Genomic DNA, 18291 nt, shown 5'->3' on the forward strand with positions numbered 1-18291 from the left:
ATAGGCGCGACCATGGCCACCCATGCGAAGTGGGTTTTCGGGATGTGGCTGATCGCGCTGATCGCGCTCGGAGCTGCGGCCCCGAGCGTCTTCAGTTCGCTGGCCGGCGCCGGTTGGCAGGCCAACGGCTCGGAATCGGTGCAGGTCCGCGAGCTGGCCCAGCAACATTTCGGCGGGAACTCCTCCGCCGCGGTGCAGGTCGTCGTGCATTCGGACACCCTCACCGTCACGGATCCGCAGGTTCGAGAAGTGCTCACCGACGTCACCGCGGTGTTCGCCGACGACCCGCGATTCGGCGAAGTCATCGCACCCCAACCCGGCATGTCGATCAGCCCCGACGGACACACCGGCATCCTGATCGCCGGGGCGAACGCGAGCACCGACGACATGGTCAAGGCCGTCGACGAACTCAAGGGCGAACTGGGCGCACTGTCCACCGCCGACATCGAGGTCTATCCCACCGGTGCATCGGCGCTCTGGAGTGACTTCAACAAGGCCAACCACGACGCGATGATCCAGGCTGAGATGCTCTCCTGGCCGGTCACTCTCGCGATCATGGTGCTGGCGTTCGGCTCCCTCGTCGCCGCGGGACTGCCGCTGCTACTCACCCTGGCCGGCCTGGTCGCGTCGGCCGGCGGCCTCGTGCTGCTCAACTCCGTCACGCCGATCTCGGTGTGGGCGATGAACTTCGCGATGATGTTCGCCCTCGCCCTCGGCATCGACTACGCCCTGTTCATCGTCGCGCGGTTCCGGGACGCGCTGAGCAAGACCGGAAACGTCCGCGCCGCCGTCGCCGAAACCATGGACACCGCGGGCAAGGCCGTCGTCCTCTCGGGCCTGACCGTGCTCGTGTCCCTGTCCGCCGTGCTGTTGGTCCCCGCCCCCGCCGTGCGGACCATGGCCGTCGGCATCATGCTCGCGGTCACCTTCGTCCTCGCCGCCACCCTGACCCTGCTCCCCGCCGTGCTCGGCAAGCTCGGACCGAAGGTCAACGCCGGCGCGCTCCCCTTCGCCAAGCGACAGCAGCACCGGTCCCCACGGTTCGAGGCATGGGGCCACCTGCTGCACAAGCACCCATGGCCGTTCGCCGTCGGTTCGTTCCTGGTGCTGATCGCGCTGTCGATCCCCGTGCTGGGGCTCGAGGTCGCGATGCCCTCGATCCAGGTGGTGCCCAGCGAGGCCCCGGTCCGCCAGGGCTACGAACTGGTCCAGGCGCAGATGGGCGAGGGTGCGCCGGGCATGCTCCAGATCGTCGCCCCCACCGCCGAGGCCGAGGCGACCGCGGCGGCAGCCTCGGCGGCCGACGGCATCGCCATGATCACCCCGCCGCAGCCTGCCCTGGATGGCTCCGACTATGTGATGCTGCAGGCGATCCTAAATGTCGACCCCTCCGACGAGGCGATGGTCTCGATCCTGACCCAACTGCGTTCGGACCTACCCGAACAGGCCCTGGTCGGCGGCGCTCCGGCGGAGAACCTCGATCTGCAGCAGGCGCTGAACGACTACCTGCCGCTGATCGTCGGCATCGTCCTCGTCCTCGGGTTTGTGCTGCTGCTGGTCGCACTGCAGGCGCCGCTGATCGCCGTCCTGGGCACCGTGGTGAGCTTGCTCTCCACCGCGGCTGCGTTCGGGGTCGCCAAGCTGATCTTCCAGGACGGACACGGGGCGAGCCTGCTCGGCTTCACCCCGCAAGGTTTCCTCGACGGCTGGGGCCCGGTGTTCTTCTTCGCGATGATCTTCGCCATCGCGATGGACTACACGGTGTTCCTGCTCTCGACCGCCAAGGAACACTACGAGCAGTCAGGTGACCCGAAGGTCGCACACGTCATGGGCCTCGCGCACTCCGGCCGCGTCATCGCCGCCGCGGCCGCGGTCATGGTGGCGGTGTTCTTCACCTTCGCACTGGCCGAACCGCTGCCGCCGAAGGAGATGGGCATCATCCTCGGTGTCGCCGTCCTGCTCGACGCGGTCCTCATCCGCCTCGTGCTGCTGCCGGTTCTGCTTCGCCTGACCGGCCACGCCGCCTGGTGGTCTCCTACCTGGCTGCGCCGAATCCTGCCGAACATCAGCTTCTCGCACGGCTGACGCGACGGGGTATGCATGGCGGGGATCACTCCGTCTTGTATACCCCCTGGGGTATAGTGGGGTCAGGTTCGCCGAAAGGACTCGCCATGGTCGGAAACGAAGAGAGCATCGCGCTGGTTCTCAACCGGTTGCGGCGCGCGCACGGACAGCTCGCCGGGGTCATCTCGATGATCGAGAACGGACGCGACTGCAAGGACGTGGTGACACAGCTCGCCGCGGTCTCACGCGCGCTCGACAGGGCCGGATTCAAGATCGTGGCCAGCGGCCTGCGCGAATGCCTGACCGGGGAGTCCGAGGACGGCAAGGAGCCGATGAGCGAAGCCGAGCTCGAGAAGCTCTTCCTCGCCCTCGCCTGACAGATCTACACGAAAGGGAGTCGCCCGTGAAAAGCCTTCCCCGACACCAGGGCTGGACCGTCGAACGAGTTGTGCCACTCATGGCAGGGGTGATGGTGGTGCTGAGTGTGGCACTGACACTGGCCTTCTCGCCGTGGTGGCTGCTCCTCACCGGCTTCGTGGGCGCCAACCTGGTCTTCTACTCCGCGGTCGGATGGTGCCCCGCCAGTCTGGTCATGGAGAAGGTCGGGCTGCAGCGGGCGAGCTGCCGCACCCCGCAGACAATCACGCAAGCTTCCTGACACTTCCCTCGAGACGAACGGAGTCCGAACCGATGAAACTCGCACTGTCCACCACACTGCAGACCTCGTTCACCGACGCCGTCACCCGGACCCGAGCGGCGTTGCAGGAACAAGGATTCGGTGTGCTCACCGAGATCGACATGCAGGCCACCCTCAAAGCCAAGCTCGGCGAAGACATGGAGCGCTACCTCATCCTCGGCGCCTGCAACCCACCGCTCGCGCACCGAGCCGTCGAGGTGAACCGTCAGATCGGACTACTCCTGCCCTGCAACGTAATCGTGCGCGAGCACCCGACCACCGAAGGCGCAGTTCTGGTGGAGGCGATGAACCCGCAACTGATGGTACAGGTCACCGACGAACCCGAACTCGCCGAGGTCGCAGCCGACGCCGGACGACGCCTGCAGACCGCGGTCGACACCCTCGCCGCCGGGGACTGAACCCCGACCACCGTCCCGGTGCGACTCGGCTACCCCCGCTCGTCGGGGGTTCCGAGCAGAGTCGTGACGACAAGGGCTGTCGCGCCGAGCACGATGACGGTGTCGGCGAGGTTGAAGGTGGGCCACCAGCCGGTATGCAGGTAGTCGGTGACCAACCCGTCACCGGCACGGTCGATGACATTCGCCGCGGCGCCACCGGCGATCGCGGCCAGCGCGACCCTGGTGAGCAGCTTCGCCCGCGGCGCGATCCACAATCCCACGACCGTGACCACCGCGGTGATCGCAGTCGTGAGGGCGAGCATCACCCATGCCGGCGCGTCAGCGGCGATCGAGAACGCCGCACCAGGGTTGAACGCCAGCCGCAGATCCACCGGCCCCGCCTCCATCGGGGACCCGTCGAGCGCGGTCTGCGCCCAGGCTTTGATGCCGAGGTCGACCGCGGCCAGCACGGCCACGGCCCCTGCCCACCGCAGCCGCCGCCTCCACCCGGTACCGGCGGGGGCTGACGTTGCGGTCACGGTCACGACGCCGCTCCTGCCAGCGCGGGACTCGGCGCATCTGCTGAACCCTTCACTGCAGGAAGGGGCTTGGTGCGTCCGGCGCGCACGCCGTTGGCGATGACGATGATCTCGGCGAGTTCGTGCACCAGCACCACCGCCGCCAACCCGAGCACCCCGAACAGCGCCAGCGGGATCAGGATCGTGATCAGCCCCAGCGACAAGCCCACGTTCTGCAACATGATCGACCGGGCCCGGCGTGCGTGCTCGAGCGCACGCGGCAGATGCCGCAGGTCCTCACCCATCAACGCGATATCGGCGGTTTCGATGGCCACGTCGGTACCCATCGCGCCCATCGCCACGCCCAGGTCCGCCGTGGCCAGAGCAGGGGCGTCGTTGACACCGTCACCGACCATCGCTGTGAACCGGCTCTTACGTAGTTCGGCCACGATACGAGCCTTGTCCTCGGGCCGCAGATCAGCGTGCACGTCCTCGATCCCGGCCTCGGTGGCCAGCGCGCCAGCGGTGCGGGCGTTGTCGCCGGTGAGCATCGACACCCGCACACCCAAACCGTGCAAGCGGTCGATGACCTCGCGGGCTTCGGGGCGCAGTTCGTCGCGGACCGCGATCGCACCGATCACGCTCGCGTCGAGTTCGATCAGGACCGCGGTTGCGCCCTCGTGCTGCATTCGCCCGACGTCATCGGCCAGCCCGCCGGGTTCGATCCATCCCGGCTTGCCCAGCCGCGCCGGGCGCCCGTCGACCAGACCGGTCAAGCCGGCGCCGGTGACGGCCTCGACGTCGGTGGCTGCAGTGATCGGCCCCGCGGCAGCGAGGATCGCGCGGGCGAGGGGATGTTCGCTGCGTGATTCCAGCGCCGCCGCGACAGCGAGCACCCGGTCGGGATCGACACCGTCGACGGCCGAGATCTCGACCACGGCAGGCTTGTTCGCGGTCAGCGTGCCGGTCTTGTCGAGCGCGACTTCGTTCACCTTGCCCATCGCTTCGAGCGCGGCGCCGCCCTTGACCAGCACACCGAGCTTGCTTGCCGCACCGATCGCGGCCACGACGGTGACCGGCACCGCGATTGCCAGCGCACACGGTGACGCCGCGACCAGCACCACCAGCGCGCGCTCGATCCACGTCGTGGGATCACCGAGCAACGATCCGATCACCGCGATCGCCGCGGCCGCGATCATGATGCCCGGGACCAGTGGTTTGGCGATCTTGTCGGCCAAACGCTGCGCCTCGCCCTTGCGGGCCTGCTCGGCTTCGACGATCTTGACGATCCGCGCCAGCGAGTTGTCCTCTGCTGTGGTGGTCACCTCGACGGTGAGCACGCCGGTGCCGTTGATCGACCCCGCGTAGACCTCGGTGCCCGGACTTGCCTCGACGGGTACCGATTCACCGGTGATGGCTGAAACATCCACCGCGCTGCGGCCTTCGACGATCACGCCGTCGGTGGCCAGGCGCTCACCGGGGCGCACCAGTATCCGGTCCCCGACCCGCAATTCCGCTGGGCTGACAACGATTTCGACGCCGTCACGCAGCACTGTCGCCTGCTCGGGCACCAGCTTCAGCAACGCCCGCAGGCCGCGGCGAGTGCGCGCGACCGCGTACTCCTCGAGGCCTTCGCTGATGGAGAACAGGAACGCCAGCATCGCGGCTTCGCCGACCTCGCCCAGGATCACCGCACCGATCGCGGCGATCGTCATCAGCGTTCCGACACCGATCTTGCCCTTGGCCAGCCGCTTGATCGTCGACGGTACGAAGGTGTAGGCGCCGACTGCCAGCGCGGCGGCCTCTAAGCCCAATTCGATCGCACGCGGACCGCCGTTCCAGCCGACGATCAGCGCTGCGAACAGCAGCACGCCGGCGAGCGCGGCTGCGCGCAGTTCGCTGACCTGCCAAAGCTTCTCAGGTTCGCGCTCCTGGTCGTCCTCGTGCTCGCCGGTGGGTTCGTCCTGGCCGCAGCCGCACGCGTCGCTCATGCCCGCACCTCCGTGGTGGTGTCGGTCGGGGTGGTGGCGTCGGTCCCGTAGTTCGGGCACAACGCCACTGCGTTGCCGGTGGCGGCCAGCAAGGTCTCCGCTGCCGAGAGCAGGTCCATCAGTTCGGGGCGGGCCAGGCTGTAGAACACCTGCCGACCCTGCGGGCGGCCCACGACCAGCCCACAGTCACGCAGGCACGCCACGTGCGCCGACACCGTCGACTGCGCCAACTCCAGGCCTGTCATCAGGTCCGACACTCGTGCCTCCCCACACGCGAGCCGGTGCACGATCGCCAACCGTGTGGCGTCGGAGAGGCTGTGGAACAACGCCACTGCCGGGTCCAAGCCTTCTGTCCCGACGAGGCAGTCTCCGCCATGATTGATCGTCATAAAACGATGATAGCGCCAGAAGCTATTGATATCGACATACTTGGTGATTAATCTCATTCTATCGATTACATCGTGTTTCAACGATCAATGATCGTCGGCTACGGAGGTAGATCACGTGAACACGCAGCAGATATCTGAGACGGCAGAGTCGCCGCAACCACCGACACCGGTTTCAGATTCCGGCGTGCTGTACCGGTGGGGTGCAGCCATCGCTCGACACAGACGCGTGGTTCTGGCGATCTGGACGCTGCTTTTGGTGGTGTGTGGGGCGGCGTATCCACTGCTGGAGGATCGGCTCGGCGCCATGGACTTCGGTGTCGAAGACTCCCAGTCCGCGGAAGCCGATCGTCTCGTCGCCCTGCACTTCCCGCAGTTCGGCGCCGAACAAGCGGTCCTCGTGCTGCACTCGCCGACCCTCACCGCCGATGACCCCGACTTCCGGGCAGCCGTTGCCCGCACCGTCGCCGCCGCCCGGGAAGTGCCCGGGGTGACCGAGGTCGCCGACCCCTACCTCGGGCTGCCAGGCACCCAGATCTCGGCCAACGGCCACGTCGCGATCGCCTTGGCCGGTATGGACGGTGACATGGCCGAACGCGCTGACATCGCCGCAGACCTGCAACACGCCATCGGCGTCGCCGACGGTGAGGGCCCCGTCGAGGTCGGGCTGACCGGGTACTCGGCAGTGCAGAACGCGGCTACCGAACTGCAGAACGCCGACTTGGCCCGCGCCGAAGCGATCGGCGTCCCGGTCGCGTTGGTGCTGCTGGTGCTCGCGCTCGGGGCTCTGGCCGCCGCGGCGGTCCCGATCGGTGTGGCCATCGCCGGCCTGCTGGCCGCGACCGGGGGGTTGTTCACCCTCACGACGATCACCGCGTTCGATTCGCTGACCGTCGCCATGGCCACCATGGTCGGACTCGGTGTCGGTATCGACTACGCGATGTTCATCGTCAGCCGCTTCCGCGAAGAGCTGTCCCGCCACCGTGTCACCAGCCGCGCCGACCATGGCGGGATCGCCGCTGCCGTCGGTCGCTCCTTGGCCACCGCAGGAAAAACAGTTCTCGTGTCCGGGCTGGTGGTGATGATCTCGCTGTGTGCGTTGATCGTCATCCAGGCACCGATCTTCCGCGGCATCGCCATCGGCGTGGCCACCGCCGTGACCAGCATGCTCCTCGTTGCAGTCACTTTGCTGCCCGCCCTGCTCGCTGCTCTGGGGCCCGCCGTCAATCGTGGCGGCCTCCCGTCTCGGTGGCAGCCCGCCGATGCCGCGGCGGTCCCCGACGGTGCGGGGGCCAGCCGGTGGGCGCGGTGGGCGTACCTGGTCATGCGCAAACCGGTCCTGTTCGGCACGGCCGTGATCGCGATCCTGGTCGTGGCCACGCTGCCGGTCTTCGGGATCCGCTACGGCCTCGACATGGGAACCAGCGCCCTCGACGACACTCCAACCGGACGCGCCACCACCGCCTTGACCGCCAACTTCCCCGCCGGAGCGCTCTCACCGGTGGAGATCATCGCCACCGGTGCCGCCGACACTCCTCTGAGCGCCGACGCCGCGGCGCAGGTCAACGAGTTCCTCGCCGGAATCGCCCGCGACGACCGCATCGCGACCGTGCTCCCGGCGCAGGTGGGCAACGGGCGGATTCTCGCGATGGCCATCCCGGCAGTGCCGTTCGACTCGATGGACGCCACCGAACTCATCCGCGACCTCCGTGCCGGCGCCGCCGCGACAGCACCGGAGACGGCGATCCAGATCGGCGGCAGCACTGCCGAATTCGTCGACCTGTCCGACGAGATGACCTCCAAACTGCCGCTGGTCGTAGTTCTGGTGCTGGCGGCTTCGCTGATCTTCCTGATCGCGGCGTTCCGCAGCATCGCTCTACCGGTCAAGGCCATCGTGATGAACCTGCTCGCCACCGGCGCCGCTCTGGGTATCACTGTGGCGGTGTTCCAGTGGGGTCTGGGCGAGAATGTCCTCGACTTCACCAGCCCGGGATTCGTCCAGGTCTACCTGCCCACTGTCGTATTCGCCCTACTGTTCGGGCTGTCGATGGACTACGAGGTCTTCCTCATCCGTCGCATCCGCGAACAGTGGGACGCCACCGGCGACAATCAACACGCCGTTGCCGCCGGGCTCACCCATACCGCCCGCCCCATCACCGCTGCGGCAGCGATCATGATCGCCATCTTCGCCAGCTTCCTCACCGCCGACATTCTCGAACTCAAACAGCTCGGGCTTGCCCTTGCTGTAGCGGTATCCATCGACGCCGTGCTCATCCGACTCGTTCTCGTCCCAGCTCTGATGCGGATGTTCGGTGACTGGAACTGGTGGCTCCCCGCCGTGCCGCAAAAATCGGGACGCCCGCGGCGGTAGCGCACGCGCGACAGACGGCGCTACAGGTCGTTCCGGAGCAGAGTCGCGAATATGTGGTTGCCAAGCTGATGTGCCCAGGCCATGAATGCCGGCGCGGGGGTGGCGGGTTGTCTGCCCGCGATGCAACGCCCCGACAGAGTCCGGCGGCGGCGATGGACAGACCGTCCGCGCAGGGTGCGCTGATCCCGCCTTCAGGCGGCTAATCCCGCCCCTCGAGGATCCAGCACACGCCCGCGCCGTCGTGGGCACCGCCCGGGTCGGCGTGGGCACCGCCCGGGTCGGCGTCGGCTATGGCGAGCAGTGCGTGCAGGTGGGATTCGAGCGTCGTGAGCTCGGCGATCTGAGCACGGACATGGTCGAGGCGTTCGTTGAGCACGGTGCGCACGTGTCCACAAGGCTGCTCGCCGGAGTCGTGGATGGATAGGATCTGTGCTGCCTCGCGCAGAGACAAACCAGCGGCTTGGGCACGTCGGATGAAGCGCAGGCGTGCGATGTGATCGGCGGTGTAGTCCCGGTAACCGCCGGGTGTGCGATCGGGTTCGGGCATGAGCCCTTGGCCTTCATAGAACCGGATCGTCTTGGTGGTGACACCGCTCGCGGCGGCGAGTTCGCCGATCTTCATTTCGCGCCTCCTCGCCGTCGAGCCTACGGACAGCCTCACCGAAAGCCTCGTCGCTAGGATCGCTGTGTGATCGCCGCCCCGCACCAGCAACGTCGAACCGGATTCCTCCGGCTCGCGATGATGCTGGCGGCATTGGTCGGCGTGGCCCTGATCCAGGGCGCGCAATGCCACGCCGCGTCCATGGCCGGCATGATCATGCCGACGACCGGCGCGGTCGCAGCCGGCCAGTGCGGCCTCGCCGACGACAACGCCAGTCCTGGCGATCGACACGATGCCGCGGGTGGGTACGAACAGGATCAGCACGCCATCATCGCCGACGACGCGATGACCATGGCCGAGGACGAGCAGTCCGGCGTGGGCCTGGCAGCAGGGCTCGCGATGGCATGCCTGGCGATCTTTCTGGCGGTGCTGACCGTGCTTGCGATCGCCGGTCCCGTACAGCGTGCCCTGCTCGGCGGATTAGATCCCCAACCACCTATTCCGGTGCTGCACCCTGTACTGCCCAGGCCGCCCAGCCTGGCTCAACTGTGCATCCTGCGGACATAGACACCCTGCGCTCCACGTCCCTCGCCTAGCGAAGGGACGATCCCGTGCTGCGTCGCCGACGGCGCGGGAGTGCTTGTGCACGTGTCGATTTCGCTGATACGCAGGAGTGTCCAACGTGAACCTTGTCCCTGTCCTCGTCACCGGCCTGTTCGCCGGCGGCGTGTCCTGTGCCGCCGTCCAAGGCGGCCTGCTCGCCGGGGTGATCACCCGGCAACGCCGCAGCGCGGCCGCCGTCCCGAGCAGCGGCCTCCCTGTCGCGGTGAGTACGCGTCTGGGTGATGACCTCGCCCCCGTCGGGGGATTCCTCGCCGGGAAACTCGTCTCTCACACCGCGCTCGGAGCGCTACTCGGAGCGCTCGGCGGGGCTGTCGAACTGTCGGTCGGCGCCCGCACCTGGCTCCAGATCGGTGCCGGGGTGCTGATCGTCGTTTTCGGGCTCGCTCAACTCGGTGTACCCGGTTTCCGGGCGATCGTGATCGAGCCACCCGCATCGTGGATGCGGGTCGTCCGTGATGGCGCTCGGTGGCAGTCGGCGCTGGCACCGGCGCTACTCGGCGCCCTGACCATCCTGCTGCCCTGCGGTGTCACCCTGTCGGTGGAAGCCCTGGCCTTGGCATCGGGGTCGCCATGGTGGGGCGCGGCGACGATGGCGGTGTTCGTCATCGGCACCGGACCGCTGTTCGCGGTACTCGGCTACGCCGCACGCGTCACGGCGACCGCGTGGCGGGGCCGCCTGGCCGCACTGACTGGCGTGCTGGTCTTGGGCATGGGGCTCTACACCCTCAACGGCGGCTTGGAACTGGCCGGATCACCACTGGCCGCCAGCCGCGTCGTCGAATCGCTCGGCTCGACCACTCCGGCAGCCGACCCGACCGGCGCGGTCGTCGTCGATGGGATCCAGACGGTCACCGTCACGGCCCGGACCGGCGCCTACAGCCCGGCCAATATCGCCGTCCGCGCCGGACTGCCGACCACGCTGGTCGTACAGACCAGCGGTACGCAGGGGTGCATCCGGTCGCTGGTCATCCCCAGCCTCGACATCCAGACGATCCTGCCCACCACCGGACAAACCCGCCTCGAGCTCGGAGTGCTGGCCCCGGGCCGACTCGACTACGCCTGCGGGATGGGCATGTACACCGGCCACCTCACCGTCGACTGAGAAGGACACGAAAAGCCATGAACACCCACACCTTTCGCATCGACGGCATGCACTGCGCCAGCTGCGCGCTGCTCATCGACGACACGCTCGTCGACTTACCCGGGGTCCACGACACCCGAACCTCGAAGAAGACCGGCCTCGCGATCGTCGAGATCGACCCGACGGTCACGACCCCGCAACACGTCATCTCCGCGATCGCAGAGCTCGGGTACACCGCCACCGCTGCTCCGTCCTGACCGGCGTCGTCGAAACAAGACTTGACCTTCCACTCGACTGGAACGTTTAGCATCCCTGCGGCCCACCACCGGAGAAACTCCCGTCGGTAGCGGGCCGCGCCTGAGCAAGACCGGACGCTGCGGCAGCACAGGGAGACAACCAGGGAAGGAGGTGCTCGAGATGAACCCGCTCAAGATGCTCTGCGACTGGATGTGCGCAGTGATGGGCCCGTGCTGTCCCATGTGACAGATCGCGACCCACGAAAACAGGCCGGGTGCCGACCTCATGACGCAGGCCGGTACCCGACCTGTGTCACGACCACAAGGTCGTTGCTATGCCCACCTTGGCCGCGGATCTCGGTGCGTCCACCATCGAGTTGTGTGAACGGTCAACGCCGACATCTTGGTCTTCGCGACCCGAAAACGTCGGCTAGCTGCGCTCTGCTGTGCCGGTTCGGTGTCGCAGTAGCATATGCGCCATGCTCGGAGTAGCCCTATTTGTCCCTTTTGCCCGGAGTCGCGTCCGGTGAGCGGCCGCTCGACTTCGCGTCGCGCGCGGATCCTGACCACTGTGGCCGCGGTGGTGGTGATCGTGCTCGGTGCGATTGTGCTGGCCGTGACCCGCAACGATGAATCCCGACCCGGTAGCGGTCCGGGAGACAGCGTGCAGGCGACCGGTGAACCGGCGCAGGTGGTGCGCCCGAACAGTCATCGGCTATCGGGGCCGGCCGACGCGCGGGTGACGCTGGTGGAGTTCTTGGACTTCGAGTGCGAAGCGTGCCGAGCGGCATTCCCGGTGATGGAGCAGTTGCGCGCCGAATACGGCGACCGCGTCGGTTTCGTGGTGCGGTACTTTCCGATCCCGTCGCATTTCAACTCCACCCGTGCGGCCCGCGCCGCCGAGGCGGCCGCCGGACAGGGGCGTTTCGAGCAGATGTATCAGCGCCTGTTCGAGACGCAGGCCAGCTGGGGCGAGAAGCGGGTGCCCGCAGATGAGGTGTTTCGCGGCTTCGCCACCGACCTCGGTCTGGACCTGGCAGCCTACGATCTGGCTTACAACGACCCTGTCACCGTCGCGCGGGTGCGCGCCGACTTCGACGAGGGCGTGGCCCTGGGGGTGCAAGGCACCCCCAGTTTCTTCCTCAACGGGAAGAAGATCAGCGTTGGCGACTACGGCGACCTGACCGCCGCGCTCGATGCCGCGTTGGCGTGACCCCGCGAACTGCTGCAGCGGGCATGCTCACGCTTTCACCAGTCCGATTGCGGGAGCGAAGCGGCCGGTGCTGGCAAGGTATGCCCGGTAATCGGCGCCGTGGACGCGAGCCAGGTAGGGCTCTTCGACAACGCGGACCTGCAACTCGATAGTGATCAGCAGCAGCGCAAAACCCACCACGGCGACTGGGTTGGGAATCATCAGCGTGATGCCGGCGGCAAAGACGAGCATGGCGGTGAAGATCGGGTTCCGGACGAGCCCGAACACCCCGGTGCGCACCAGAGCGGTGGTTTCGGTCTCGTCGACACCGATACGCCAGGACTCACCCATCTGGTTTTGCGCATACACCGTCGCCGCGATGCCCGCGACCGCGATGAGGACTCCGATGCCCTGGATCGGGGGAGCAGACAGAATCGGTAGGGGAGCGGTGAGATCAGCCAGTTGTAGGAGGGGTGCCGCAACGCCGACGGCAATCGCGACAATGAACCCGGCCCCGGCGATCCATTCGAGCGAGCCTGGGCGGCCGCTGATACCGCGAAAGCCAGTCGATCCGGTCGCCCGTCGTTGGCGCCAGCTGCGCCATCCGAATCCCAGCGCGCCGAACAGTAGATACAGGGCCAGCGCCAACCAAGCGATCATTTTTTCTTTCCCCGGTTCGAGTTGATGTCGAGTTGTCGTTCGTGGGTCGAAGCCGCGGATCACCAGGTGGTGTTGCGGCAACGTTCGGTGTTGCCTTCGGCTTCGATCTGGACCGTTGCGTGGCCCAGGTGGTAGCTATCGGCGAAGAGCTGCTGGGCTGAACCCAGCACCACGTCGGGGTCGGTATCAGGGGCGATCACCAGGTGCGCGGAGGCGACCTCCATGCCCGGGGTCAGAGTCCACACATGTAGGTCGTGCACCTCGCGCACGCCGTCGAGTCGATGAAGCGACTGCTCGATCTCGGTGAGGTCCAGGCCGGTGGGGGCGTGCTGGAAGAGGATGCGCAACGCCTGGCGGCCGAGGCTGAACGCACGGGGCAGCACAAACAGTCCGATCGCTACACCGATCGCGGGGTCGGCGTAGCGCCAGCCGAAGAACAGGGTGATCAGGCCGCTGGCCAGCACCCCGAGCGAGCCGAGCATGTCGGCCATGACTTCCAGGTACGCACCGCGCACATTGAGGCTTTCCTTGGCGCCCTGACGCAGAATCAGCATGCTGGCCACGTTCATCGCCAGACCGACAACTGCGACGATCGCCACCGGAAGACCAGGGACTTCTGGCGGATCCGACAGCCGTCCGATCGCTTCGTAGAGGACCCAGCCCGCGACCGCGAACAGCAGGATCGCGTTGAACAGCGCAGCGAACACCTCGCCGCGATACATTCCGAACGAGCGAGCTCCACCGCGGGTGGCGTGGCGGGCGATCAGGATCGCTACCAGCGCCATCGACACGCCGAACACATCGGTGAACACATGCGCCGAATCCGACAGCAGTGCCAGCGACGAAGTCGACAGCCCGACCACAACCTGGGTGGCGAACGTGATCAGGCCCAGGCCGATTACCACAGCCAGTCGGGTGGTGTATTTGGCCGAGGCGCTGCCCTGGTCCGGGTTGCTGGTGCCGTGACTGTGTCCATGCCCTGAGCCCACTTGTCGCGCCTCCCTGTCTCGATGCTCGCCACCGTCGAGTCTCTTCGTGTCCCTTCCTTCAAATCGTAACATGCGCACATGTGCATGTTAACCGTTGGCTGGTTGTCGGCGCGGCAATCCGCGGCGACCCGGTGTGCCGCGCGGTCGGTGCCGCTTCTACTACGATGCATAGTAGATACGGGTGTCTGGGCACGATCCAGCGATTCGAGAAGGGGCACACGCATGCGACCTCAAAGCCAACGGTCGGCGGTTTCCCGATGGCGCGTATGCCGTCGCCGGCATCCGGGGCTCCGTCGATCAGGATGGGTGGGGCCGCTGGCACTGTGCGCCGCGGCGATCACTGCGGTGACAAGCTGCACCTCCGGCTCCGATTCGGTCGCTACCGGCGGTGGCACGTTCGACTTCGTGTCCCCCGGAGGGCAGACCGACATCTTCTACGATCCACCGGAACGCCGCGGCAAGGTCGGCGCCCTCGCGGGCCCGGATCTCATGACCGAAGGCAAGACCATCTCGGCGGCCGACTACACCGGGCAGGTCGTGGTGATCAATCTCTGGGGTCAATGGTGCGGACCATGCCGAGCTGAGACCGACGACCTCGAACGTGCCTATGCGGCAACCAAGGACCTGGGCGTGCAGTTCCTAGGAATCAATGTCCGTGACCCGCAACGCGACAAGGCGCAGGACTTCGTGATCGACAACAAGGTCAGCTACCCGTCGATCTACGACCCACCGATGCGCACCCTCGTCGCCCTCGGCGGCCGCTATCCGACCAGCGTCATTCCCTCGACCCTCATCCTGGACAGGAACCAGCGAGTCGCCGCGGTGTTCTTGCGAGCTCTGCTGACCAGCGACCTGCAACCTGTGATCGAGCGCCTGGCAGCAGAGCAGTGACGCCACGTGTCGCGCACCGGCCCAGCTGATCCGGGCCATCTGGCCGCAACGCGCCGCTGAAAGCTGCCGGTGCTGGTTCCGAGTTCAGAAGGCCCGGCACCAAGCCTCCGCCTCGGCTACCTCATCCGATCAATCCGTGCCCCAACGCTGTTCGGTGAGCACGCCGTTACCTTCCAGCCAGGCGACAGGATCGATCTTGTTGCTGTTCTGGTCCCAGATCTCGAGGTGCAGGTGAGGGCCAGTGGATTGACCGCGGTTGCCCACCGCCGCGATCACATCGCCGGCGTCGACCCGATCCCCGGCTTGCACGTAGTACTCGTTGATGTGGCCGTACACCGCGATAGTGCCGTCGTCCTGCTGCACACGGACCCATTGACCGAACCCCGATGCCGGGCCGGCCTCGATCACCGTGCCACCCATCGCGGAACGGATCGGAGTTCCGATCGCGTCGGCGATGTCGACACCGTAGTGGAACGCACCCCAGCGGCTGCCGTATCCGGAGCTGATCTCGCCACCGACAGGAAGTACGGCGGGCGCCGAGACGGGCGGCGCTACCGAAGGGGATGCCGCCTGCAGGTCCTTGATGATCTGCTCGGCTTGCGCGAGCGGTGCGGCGAGTTCGAGGGGTAGGCCTGCCAGGCCGAATGGGGTGGCGGACGCTGGTGCGGTATCGGAAACGGCTGCGGCGGAACTGTCGTCGGTGTCGGAAATTCCGTCGGCGCCGAGGTCAGCCGGCGCCGCGAGTGCGGGCGCGGCCTGAGCCATCGTGCCGACTATCGCCCCGGCGGCCACCGCGGCACCAGCGATCCCCTTGAACCGGGCGGTGGTATCAGGTGCCATCCGGTGTCGTGCTCGAGGTTCGTCGGTAGCGCCTCCAAGTAGATCGTTGACCGACAACGATCCGGAGGTCATTCGATGGTGCGGCACAGCGGGTCCTAACGTCGGGGCGAGGAAGTGGGTGTGGTGGGTTGGTAGATAGATGATGCCGTGGGCGGTGGGTTCGGGTTGCAGAACTCAATTCATCGGCAGCGGGGGCGCGCCGCGTTGGGCGAGCATGTCGGCGATAGCCTGCGATTCTGCGGTTTGTGCGTCGTCGATCTGTTTGGCCAATGCCGCCACGGCGGGAATTGTCGCGTTGTCACGAGCTGCGCGCGCCATGGTCATTCCGCCTTCGTGGTGGCGGAGGAGCAGTTGCAGGTACAGGGTGTCGAAGTCGGCGCCCCGGGCTCGGCGTAGTTCCGCGAGTTCCTCGGTTGTCGCCATTCCGGGCATCCGCATCGAATCCTGCTGCGGCATCTGATGATCTGCGTTCGAGGTGTGAGATTCAGTTCGGCGCATCCATCGCATCGGTTGCTCGGAAGAGACCGGCCGATCCCACAGCATCAGCCAGCCACGCATCATTCCCAGCTGACTCTGCTGGGTTGTGAGGACATCGAAGGCCAACGTCCGCACTGCCGGGTCCTGTGCTTGCTGCAACGCTGTCGCCGACATCTCGACAGCCTGGTTGTGGTGGGTCGCCATATCTTGGGCGAAGCCGACGTCGACGACATCGAGCGTCGGCTCCGACGTGTCCGCAGTGACGACATCGCGTATCCAGTACCCCGCGAGGAGTCCCACGATCAGCGCGGCAACCAATGCCGTGGCCTTGATCGCTGCCGATCGGCGCGATGAGGGCGCCGTGGCTGGCGCCGGTTCGGGTGTGGGTGTTGATGATTCCGATGTCACCGTTGTCCCCCTGACGGTGCGGGGACGCCGCCCCCGGATGGAGCGAGAGGGACCGCGTCGGGGCCCGGCGGGGTGGGATCGAACGGAGGCGGTGCGTCGGGATCGAATCCGGCGCCAGGGGTCGCGCAGCTGGCACCCGGCTCGGGGTGGGTGTTCGGATTCTGGCGCAACGCTGTGACAAATCGCGCGATCCGGGGATCGTCGGCCTGGTCGAGCTTGAGCTGGCGGCCCCAAGATTGCAGGGCCACGGGCGAATCCAGATTCGGGTACGGCGACATCAACATGTAGGGCTTGCCGTCTACCACGTTTCGCAGCGTTTCGACGTCGCGCTCGGCGAGACGATCGGGGTTGTAGGTGACCCAGATGGCGCCGTGTTCGAGTGAATGGACGGCGTTCTCACTACGGATCGGGATGGTGTAGACCTCGCCGGTGCAGGTCGCCCAGCTCTGATCGTGTGGGCCGCCGAACGGCGGAGCCTGGTCATAGGCGACGCGCTGGATCGCCCGCACATGCTTGCCCGCCGGGTACTCCTGTTTGGTCACGCCGTCGATGAGTTCGGACGGGTCGGGCTGGCTGCTCCCGGGCACGTAGCGCTGAGCCTGGGAGAATTCACGGTATTTCGGGACGAAATGCACAGCCAGCCCGACGGTCAACACGAGGATGGCTGTTGCTGCCCCGATCAGCAGCCAGGGTGGTTGTTTACGCCCCATCGACCCGACGCTGACCGTCTTGCCTGTGCGGGGGCCGCCTCTGGTGCTGTGCTTTCCGGGACGACTGGTCTTGCTACTCATCGGGTGTTCCTTCGTGCTGTCGAACCACCAGCGGTGCCGGGGCTGCCATGGTGATGGTGGAGTCGGTAGAGGCATCGTGTGTGTGGCGGGCTGGCTGGTCGGCGAGAAGCGATGGACGTGACCCGGTGGGGCGGGAGGGATGAAGGTTTTTCAGAAACGCGTTGTAGGCGGCCAGCTCGTCATCTCCGACCAGGTCGGCGCGTTGATCGGCCAGGGCATTCTCACGCACCTCGTCGCGGCGCCAGCGGATCGCGAAGACGATAACGACGACAAGTGCGACCGGTTCGCCGTAGGACCACGCCAGTGCGCCTGCGAGATATTGGTCGCGCAGCGCGTCGATACCCCACTGCGGTGGGGGAGCGGCGAAGAACTCCACCAGTGGCGTGGTCGCCATCATCAAGATGACGCCGAAGAAGACGTGCAGCGGCATCTCCACGAACAGGTCGAAGAACCGCCCGAGGTTGGTCTGACGAATGGGCAGCGGACCGACCGACAGGATCGGAACGACGAACAACAGGCCGCTGAGCAGGAAGAACATTTCGAGCAGTTGGTGGCCGAGGATCGTCGAGGCCATGGTGTCGAATACTGGTGTCAGGTAGATCCCGTAGTAGCTGAACAGGAACAACGGGATGGTGAACCCGGGGTGGAGCACCCATCGCGCGGTACGGCTACGCAGCCCGCTCACCGCGACAGCCAGGACCAGGCGACCCAGTCCTCGATGGGGTGTGGCGCGCAGCAACATCAGCCCGGGACAGCCCCACACCAGCAACGGCGGGATCGTCATCGACAGGGTCAAATGTTGAAACATCCACACGCTGAACAACTGGTAGCCGTATCCCTCGATACCCAGGCCAGTGGTTGCCGCCAGCAGCAGGCAGCCGCCGAGGAAGCACGCGGTGCGCCACCAGGGCCATGTGCGCTGCAATCGCCGCAGCCGCGCGAGACCCGCCAGGTAGGCGAGTGCGGCCGCGATCGCGAGCACGGGAAGGACCGGAAAAGGTTGGGGATTCCAGGCCAGCATCGAACCGACCGATGGCGCCGAATCGGGCGCCTGGATCGACGTGGCGAGCAGGTCGGTCAAAACCATGGGCAGCGGG

General features: G+C 66.7%; 20 protein-coding genes. 10 read left to right on the top strand and 10 right to left on the bottom strand.

What is annotated here, in order from left to right; all coding sequences use genetic code 11:
- The 4 genes from ACWEMY_RS08775 to ACWEMY_RS08790 form a co-directional block, all read left to right on the top strand.
- On the top strand, nt 1-2085 hold a 2085-nt coding region (locus ACWEMY_RS08775; protein WP_452389498.1), incomplete at its 5' end, for an MMPL family transporter.
- An 86-nt stretch (nt 2086-2171) separates the two neighbouring features.
- Entirely contained in the window at nt 2172-2441 is a 270-nt protein-coding gene (locus tag ACWEMY_RS08780; RefSeq protein ID WP_452389499.1) for a metal-sensitive transcriptional regulator, read from the top strand.
- A gap of 26 nt (nt 2442-2467) precedes the next feature.
- Nucleotides 2468-2722 (top strand): YgaP family membrane protein, encoded by a 255-nt coding sequence (locus ACWEMY_RS08785; RefSeq protein ID WP_452389500.1) that lies wholly within the window; start codon nt 2468-2470, stop codon nt 2720-2722.
- A gap of 32 nt (nt 2723-2754) precedes the next feature.
- Complete coding sequence (locus tag ACWEMY_RS08790) at nt 2755-3159, top strand: DUF302 domain-containing protein (protein WP_452389501.1); 405 nt, start codon at nt 2755-2757, stop codon at nt 3157-3159.
- Nucleotides 3160-3188: 29 nt separating this feature from the next.
- On the opposite strand, the gene lspA is transcribed toward ACWEMY_RS08790, so the two are convergent.
- The 3 genes from lspA to ACWEMY_RS08805 are packed head-to-tail and all read right to left on the bottom strand — an operon-like array spanning nt 3189 to nt 6036.
- Entirely contained in the window at nt 3189-3683 is a 495-nt protein-coding gene (gene lspA, locus ACWEMY_RS08795; RefSeq protein ID WP_452389502.1) for a signal peptidase II, read from the bottom strand.
- Nucleotides 3680-5647: a heavy metal translocating P-type ATPase gene (locus ACWEMY_RS08800; protein ID WP_452389503.1), complete on the bottom strand. Its 1968-nt coding sequence runs from the start codon at nt 5645-5647 to the stop codon at nt 3680-3682. The genes lspA and ACWEMY_RS08800 overlap by 4 nt, the downstream gene beginning before the upstream one ends.
- Nucleotides 5644-6036: an ArsR/SmtB family transcription factor gene (locus ACWEMY_RS08805; RefSeq protein WP_452389504.1), complete on the bottom strand. Its 393-nt coding sequence runs from the start codon at nt 6034-6036 to the stop codon at nt 5644-5646. Before ACWEMY_RS08805 ends, ACWEMY_RS08800 begins: the two co-directional genes overlap by 4 nt.
- 115 nt (nt 6037-6151) lie before the next feature.
- Between ACWEMY_RS08805 and ACWEMY_RS08810 the strand changes: the two genes are divergently transcribed.
- Nucleotides 6152-8404, top strand: coding sequence for an MMPL family transporter (locus ACWEMY_RS08810; protein WP_452389505.1), 2253 nt, complete (start codon nt 6152-6154; stop codon nt 8402-8404).
- 199 nt (nt 8405-8603) lie between these two features.
- On the opposite strand, the gene ACWEMY_RS08815 is transcribed toward ACWEMY_RS08810, so the two are convergent.
- Complete coding sequence (locus tag ACWEMY_RS08815; RefSeq protein WP_452389506.1) at nt 8604-9026, bottom strand: heavy metal-responsive transcriptional regulator; 423 nt, start codon at nt 9024-9026, stop codon at nt 8604-8606.
- 66 nt (nt 9027-9092) lie between these two features.
- Between ACWEMY_RS08815 and ACWEMY_RS08820 the strand changes: the two genes are divergently transcribed.
- From ACWEMY_RS08820 to ACWEMY_RS08835, 4 genes are all read left to right on the top strand, one after another.
- Nucleotides 9093-9572, top strand: coding sequence for a hypothetical protein (locus tag ACWEMY_RS08820; RefSeq protein WP_452389507.1), 480 nt, complete (start codon nt 9093-9095; stop codon nt 9570-9572).
- Nucleotides 9573-9687: 115 nt separating this feature from the next.
- Nucleotides 9688-10731 (top strand): urease accessory protein UreH domain-containing protein, encoded by a 1044-nt coding sequence (locus ACWEMY_RS08825; protein WP_452389508.1) that lies wholly within the window; start codon nt 9688-9690, stop codon nt 10729-10731.
- A 17-nt stretch (nt 10732-10748) separates the two neighbouring features.
- Complete coding sequence (locus tag ACWEMY_RS08830) at nt 10749-10967, top strand: heavy-metal-associated domain-containing protein (protein WP_452389509.1); 219 nt, start codon at nt 10749-10751, stop codon at nt 10965-10967.
- Between the two features lie 550 nt (nt 10968-11517).
- The gene (locus tag ACWEMY_RS08835) at nt 11518-12159 is read left to right on the top strand and encodes a DsbA family protein (protein WP_452389510.1); all 642 of its coding nucleotides are present in this window, start codon (nt 11518-11520) and stop codon (nt 12157-12159) included.
- A 27-nt stretch (nt 12160-12186) separates the two neighbouring features.
- On the opposite strand, the gene ACWEMY_RS08840 is transcribed toward ACWEMY_RS08835, so the two are convergent.
- Nucleotides 12187-12798 carry a methyltransferase family protein gene (locus ACWEMY_RS08840; RefSeq protein WP_452389589.1) on the bottom strand — a complete coding sequence of 204 codons (612 nt, stop codon included), beginning with the start codon at nt 12796-12798 and terminating at the stop codon, nt 12187-12189.
- A 59-nt stretch (nt 12799-12857) separates the two neighbouring features.
- The gene (locus tag ACWEMY_RS08845) at nt 12858-13787 is read right to left on the bottom strand and encodes a cation diffusion facilitator family transporter (RefSeq protein ID WP_452389511.1); all 930 of its coding nucleotides are present in this window, start codon (nt 13785-13787) and stop codon (nt 12858-12860) included.
- Nucleotides 13788-14009: 222 nt separating this feature from the next.
- Here ACWEMY_RS08845 and ACWEMY_RS08850 point away from each other — a divergent pair, with 222 nt between their 5' ends.
- Nucleotides 14010-14678: a TlpA disulfide reductase family protein gene (locus ACWEMY_RS08850; RefSeq protein ID WP_452389512.1), complete on the top strand. Its 669-nt coding sequence runs from the start codon at nt 14010-14012 to the stop codon at nt 14676-14678.
- Nucleotides 14679-14807: 129 nt separating this feature from the next.
- Here ACWEMY_RS08850 and ACWEMY_RS08855 read toward each other — a convergent pair whose 3' ends face one another.
- From ACWEMY_RS08855 to ACWEMY_RS08870, 4 genes are all read right to left on the bottom strand, one after another.
- Nucleotides 14808-15518 (bottom strand): M23 family metallopeptidase, encoded by a 711-nt coding sequence (locus tag ACWEMY_RS08855; protein WP_452389513.1) that lies wholly within the window; start codon nt 15516-15518, stop codon nt 14808-14810.
- Between the two features lie 174 nt (nt 15519-15692).
- Nucleotides 15693-16313 (bottom strand): DUF305 domain-containing protein, encoded by a 621-nt coding sequence (locus tag ACWEMY_RS08860; RefSeq protein ID WP_452389514.1) that lies wholly within the window; start codon nt 16311-16313, stop codon nt 15693-15695.
- A gap of 86 nt (nt 16314-16399) precedes the next feature.
- On the bottom strand, nt 16400-17194 hold the full coding sequence (locus ACWEMY_RS08865) for a DUF3105 domain-containing protein (RefSeq protein WP_452389515.1): 795 nt from the start codon (nt 17192-17194) through the stop codon (nt 16400-16402).
- Nucleotides 17187-18281: a cytochrome c oxidase assembly protein gene (locus tag ACWEMY_RS08870; protein WP_452389516.1), complete on the bottom strand. Its 1095-nt coding sequence runs from the start codon at nt 18279-18281 to the stop codon at nt 17187-17189. The genes ACWEMY_RS08865 and ACWEMY_RS08870 overlap by 8 nt, the downstream gene beginning before the upstream one ends.
- Between the last annotated feature and the right edge of the window lie 10 nt (nt 18282-18291).

This window comes from Nocardia sp. NPDC004415 (assembly GCF_053602435.1).

Coding starts and splice junctions, on each gene's coding strand:
- ACWEMY_RS08855 (WP_452389513.1), bottom strand. CDS start 15,518: ATGGCACCTGATACCACCGCCCGGTTCAAGGGGATCGCTGGTGCCGCG.
- ACWEMY_RS08830 (WP_452389509.1), top strand. CDS start 10,749: ATGAACACCCACACCTTTCGCATCGACGGCATGCACTGCGCCAGCTGC.
- ACWEMY_RS08850 (WP_452389512.1), top strand. CDS start 14,010: ATGCGACCTCAAAGCCAACGGTCGGCGGTTTCCCGATGGCGCGTATGC.
- ACWEMY_RS08805 (WP_452389504.1), bottom strand. CDS start 6,036: ATGACGATCAATCATGGCGGAGACTGCCTCGTCGGGACAGAAGGCTTG.
- ACWEMY_RS08865 (WP_452389515.1), bottom strand. CDS start 17,194: ATGAGTAGCAAGACCAGTCGTCCCGGAAAGCACAGCACCAGAGGCGGC.
- ACWEMY_RS08790 (WP_452389501.1), top strand. CDS start 2,755: ATGAAACTCGCACTGTCCACCACACTGCAGACCTCGTTCACCGACGCC.
- ACWEMY_RS08780 (WP_452389499.1), top strand. CDS start 2,172: ATGGTCGGAAACGAAGAGAGCATCGCGCTGGTTCTCAACCGGTTGCGG.
- ACWEMY_RS08800 (WP_452389503.1), bottom strand. CDS start 5,647: ATGAGCGACGCGTGCGGCTGCGGCCAGGACGAACCCACCGGCGAGCAC.
- ACWEMY_RS08870 (WP_452389516.1), bottom strand. CDS start 18,281: ATGGTTTTGACCGACCTGCTCGCCACGTCGATCCAGGCGCCCGATTCG.
- ACWEMY_RS08840 (WP_452389589.1), bottom strand. CDS start 12,798: ATGATCGCTTGGTTGGCGCTGGCCCTGTATCTACTGTTCGGCGCGCTG.
- ACWEMY_RS08815 (WP_452389506.1), bottom strand. CDS start 9,026: ATGAAGATCGGCGAACTCGCCGCCGCGAGCGGTGTCACCACCAAGACG.